The 1,020-nt window shown below is 60.8% G+C and carries 1 protein-coding gene; it reads right to left on the reverse strand.

Going from position 1 to position 1,020, the window contains the following annotated elements; genetic code table 11:
- Nucleotides 1–43: 43 nt before the first annotated feature.
- A complete protein-coding gene (locus B3Q33_RS10525) occupies nucleotides 44–946 on the reverse strand; it encodes a hydrogen peroxide-inducible genes activator (protein WP_035249847.1) in 903 nt (300 codons plus the stop codon).
- Nucleotides 947–1,020: the final 74 nt, after the last annotated feature.

The raw sequence follows: 1,020 nt of genomic DNA on the forward strand, positions 1-1,020 counted from the left end.
CCTCGAGAGGTGCTCCTACAGGGAGAGATCGTCCAGCCCATCGTTAGCCCGCCAGCCCTTCCTTTGGCACCGCCTGGCGCAGTACCTCGATGGCTTTCGGCCGCGGGAAGCTGTCGCGCCAGATCAGGGCAATGGTTCGCGCCGGGACCGGGGCCTTGAAGGGGCGAACCGCGAAAGTCGCCTTGTCATAGCCATGCTGGTGGAGCGCCGAGTTGGGCAACACGGTGATACCCAGGCCGCTGGCCACCATATGGCGAAGGGTTTCCAGGGAGCCGCCTTCAATTTGTACCAGATTGCGCTGGCGCTGGGAGTCGATGGCCGGGCACAGCTCCAGCACCTGATCGCGGAAGCAGTGGCCTTCGCCCAGCAGCAGCAAGGTTTCATCCAGCAGTTGCTCCGGCGCGATTTCTGTCTGGCTGGTCCAGGGGTGGTCGCCGGGCAACAGCACCGAGAACGATTCCTCGTACATGCGTGCCCGTACCAACCCGCCACCGGAGAAGGGCAGTGCGACGATAATGGCGTCCAGGTCGCCCTGTTCCAGCTTGCGACGCAGCACGTGGGTATAGTTTTCTTCGATGAACAAAGGCATTTCCGGTGCCGCCGCGCGTACCTTTGGCACCATGGTGGGGAACAGATAGGGTGCCACAGTAAAAATGGCGCCGACCCGTAGTGGCGACCCCAGTTGATCCTGCTGGCTCATGGCCATCTGCGTCAGCAGGTCTGCCTGTTCCAGAACCCGTTGGGCCTGCGCCACAATGGGCCCCGCCTGGGGTGTCACCACGACTTCCCGGGGGCGACGTTCGAACAGCGGCATGCCGAGCTGGTCTTCCAGCTTTTTGATGGCTGCACTGAGGGTGGGTTGGCTCACGTTGCAGGCCTGGGCGGCGTGACCAAAATGGCGTTCCCGCGCCAGGGCGACGAGATAGCGTAGTTCTGTTAATGTCATGGCACTGATTCGCTAATTCAATTACTGATCATTGTGCCTAGAAAATAAGGCAGTGAATAGTTAACAGTGAATAG

The sequence above is a fragment of the Alcanivorax sp. UBA3183 genome, from assembly GCF_002364155.1.
Classification (GTDB): domain Bacteria; phylum Pseudomonadota; class Gammaproteobacteria; order Pseudomonadales; family Alcanivoracaceae; genus Alcanivorax; species Alcanivorax jadensis.